4 protein-coding genes and 1 pseudogene are annotated in these 3,326 nt (G+C 50.8%); all 5 read left to right on the top strand.

The features are described from left to right. A pseudogene (locus tag JZU62_RS05050) lies at positions 1-377 on the top strand (CDP-alcohol phosphatidyltransferase family protein); the annotation flags it as partial. Further along, entirely contained in the window at positions 374-1,312 is a 939-nt protein-coding gene (locus JZU62_RS05045) for a phosphatidate cytidylyltransferase (RefSeq protein WP_295012531.1), read from the top strand. The pseudogene JZU62_RS05050 and the gene JZU62_RS05045, both read left to right, overlap by 4 nt. Before the next feature lie 9 nt (positions 1,313-1,321). After that, positions 1,322-1,942 carry a lysophospholipid acyltransferase family protein gene (locus tag JZU62_RS05040; RefSeq protein WP_295012529.1) on the top strand — a complete coding sequence of 207 codons (621 nt, stop codon included), beginning with the start codon at positions 1,322-1,324 and terminating at the stop codon, positions 1,940-1,942. 67 nt (positions 1,943-2,009) lie between these two features. Then, complete coding sequence (locus JZU62_RS05035; RefSeq protein ID WP_295012527.1) at positions 2,010-2,999, top strand: amidohydrolase family protein; 990 nt, start codon at positions 2,010-2,012, stop codon at positions 2,997-2,999. After that, positions 2,996-3,310, top strand: coding sequence for a metalloregulator ArsR/SmtB family transcription factor (locus tag JZU62_RS05030; protein ID WP_295012525.1), 315 nt, complete (start codon positions 2,996-2,998; stop codon positions 3,308-3,310). The genes JZU62_RS05035 and JZU62_RS05030 overlap by 4 nt, the downstream gene beginning before the upstream one ends. The last annotated feature ends 16 nt before the right edge of the window (positions 3,311-3,326 follow it).

Genomic DNA, 3,326 nt, shown 5'->3' with positions numbered 1-3,326 from the left:
GGATGCTCGCCAAAGAGCACGATATGAAAAGCGACGCGGGGGCGATGCTGAATGAAATGAGCGATGTCCTCTCGGATGCGGCGCTTTATCTCCCTTTTGCCTTGATCGGCGGTGTATCGGCACTTTGGGTCGTGCTATTCGTCATCGTCGCCATCCTCACCGAGATGGCGGGGGTATTGGGAGCACTCATCGGCGGAGTGCGACGATATGATGGACCGATGGGGAAAAGTGATCGGGCGTTTGTGATCGGTGCCCTCTCGCTGGCTCTTGGGCTGGGAGTTTTGCCCGATGGATGGTTTGATGCCATTATGATCGTCGCAACACTGATGGGAGGATGGACGGTGCTTCGACGCTCTGTGCGGGGGTTAAAATCATGATAGAGACAATCACCACACTTTTTTCAGGCAAAAGTGGGATCGTTTTACTGATTATTTTGGGGATATTGGCATTTGCCACACTGATCGTATCGGTTGTATTTCGTACCAAAACGTCGCAGGAACTCAAAGATCGAGTCTACTCTTGGTGGATCATTATCGGCGCATTTATTCTTGGAGCGATGCTCAATACCACAGTGGCGATGTTCTTTTTCGCCCTCATCAGCTATCTCGCCCTCAAAGAGTATTTCACTCTCATCCCCACCCGTCGCACCGATCGTCGTATCATCTTTTACGCCTACCTCTCCATCGTGTTTCAGTACTGGTTTGCGGGGGCGCAGTGGTATGGGATGTTTATCATTTGGATACCCGTCTACCTCTTTTTACTCCTCCCGTTTCGTCAGGTACTCATCGGAGAGACGCAGGGATTTTTAGAGAACACGAGTCGCGTGCAGTGGGGACTGATGATGTTCGTCTTCGGTCTCAGCCACCTCGCCTACATGATGACGCTTCCTGCCGTGGCGGGGCATGATGTCGGAGGCAAAGAGTTGGTGCTCTATCTCGTTGTCCTCACCGAACTCAATGATGTATTACAGTATCTCTGGGGCAAGACTCTGGGTCGCCATAAAATCGTCCCAAAAGTAAGTCCCAACAAAACCGTCGAGGGGTTCGTGGGGGCGTTCATCACCCTCAGCGCTCTTGCGGTGGCATTTTCGTTTCTCACCCCTTTTACGACGCTTCAAGCACTCGCGGCGGGGATGCTCATCAGCGGTGCGGGGTTCGTCGGCGATGTCGTCATCTCGATGGTCAAACGGGACATCGGGGTAAAAGATTCGGGGCATCTATTGCCGGGGCATGGGGGGATACTTGATCGGGTGGATAGTCTCACCTATACAGCCCCCCTCTTTTTCCATTTCACCTACTATCTCTACTATTAGGATAATGAGATGCTAAAATGGCTCTTTTTCGCCCTCATCGTCCGTCCTACGGTACTGCTGATCTTTGGGGTTCATGTACGGGGGCGCGAACACCTCAGCACTGATAAACCCTGCATCATCGTCGCCAACCATAACAGCCATCTCGATACCCTTGTGCTCATGAGCCTCTTTCCTCTGCGTAAAATCCACCGTATCCGCCCCGTCGCGGCGGCAGACTATTTTATGAAAAACCGCCTTATCGCGTGGTTCTCGACCCACTTCATCGGAATTATCCCGCTGAGCCGAAAGGTAGAGAGATCACATTCCCATCCCCTTGAACCGCTCCGCCAAGCCCTCGAAGCAGGAGATAGCATCATCCTCTTTCCAGAGGGGAGTCGCGGAGAAGCGGAACAGATGAGCAAATTCAAATCGGGGGTTGCCCATCTGGCGAAAATGACTCCAACAGTTCCCGTTATCCCGATCTATCTCGGCGGTGCGGGAAAAGTCCTCCCCAAAGGGGAAGCGTTACTCGTCCCCTTTATCATCGATGTTCATATACTGGAGGCGATGATGATCGCAAAGGAAGATATCCAAGCGTTTACGGAGCGGTTGGAAGAAGTTATTAAAAAGGCAGGGGAGAGGGATGTATAAATTTCAGGATAATTTTAGGAAAACATATTTAATATTTCGATATGTCTAAGTTTTTAGGAATATAGTTATGAAAACCATCGATATCCATACCCACCTCCTCAGCAGTGATGTTGCGTTTGATCGTTTTTACGACAAATTGGCACTCCGCTTTTTCGCCAAAAAGTTCGGGATGAACCCCAAAGCGCTAGTGAACGATCCCTACGGCGAATACACCCGTGCGCTGGTCGAATCAGTCAGAGGTTCACAGCACGTTGAGAAAATCGTCCTCTTCGGTGTCGATGCTCGGGTTGATGAAGAGGGAGAAACACTTCACAAAGACATCACCGTGTGTGCAACCAACGAAGACGTGGCGGCACTGTACCGTGAGAACGAGGATGTCATCATCCCCTTTTTCTCCATCAACCCCAAACGCCCCGATGCACTCGATCTCATCGACCGCTACGCGGATGCGGGATTTGCCGGAGCGAAGTTTTTACAAAACTACTGGGGGGTCGATACCCGTGAAGCGCGTTACCGTCCCTATTTCGACAAACTCGCACAGCGCGGTCTACCGCTGATCGTCCATGTCGGGAGTGAGAGCAGTGTTCACTCTTTTAAATCGTGCGAGAGTATCGAGATGTTGGATCAACCACTCGAAGCGGGGGTTCAGGTGATCTGCGCCCACATGGCACTCACCTATGAGCCGCGCCAAATATTCAAAGCCCTCTCCAAAAATCCGAAACATTTTAACGACGAGTATTACCTCCTCATCGATATGCTCAAGCGTTATCCGAATCTCTACGCCGACATCAGCGCCCTCCTCACCCCAGTGAGAGCAAAAGTATTGCGCCATCTGAGTAGACAGAGCGACATCCACCATAAGCTCCTCTTCGGCACCGATTTCCCAGTACCCTTTAGCACAATGCTCAACAGCTACGATCTCCCCTATCGCAAACGTTTTGCGCTATCGCGCGAAGCGAACCCGTTTGATCGCTATGCCAAAGCAATATTAGAGTATTTCCCGGCAAGCAATCCCATCTATACCAATTACAGTAAACTATTAGGAACTGCATCATGAAAACCAATTACACCGACGTCCTCCCGAGCGAGTGGAAACCGATGTCCAATATTTTTACCGCGTTGGGGGATGAACACCGTCAGCGGATGTTAATGCTGTTTGAACCGAATGAGCGGCTCACGGCGGGGCAGATTTCCGATGCTTCGACACTGGCGCGCACCACCGTCTCTCACCATCTCAAAATCCTCCGCCAAGCCGAAGTGCTCTTGAGCGAAAAAAAAGGGAAAGAGGTGTGGTTTTGGATCAATAAACCTCTACTGGAGCAGACGTTTGGAAATGTACTCAACTATTTACAAGGAAACGCCCAATGATTAAAGCGATTTTATA

Origin of the sequence: Sulfuricurvum sp., from assembly GCF_019163035.1 — a bacterium.
Taxonomy (GTDB): Bacteria; Campylobacterota; Campylobacteria; order Campylobacterales; family Sulfurimonadaceae; genus Sulfuricurvum.
This window is presented reverse-complemented; position numbering and strand designations above follow the sequence as displayed.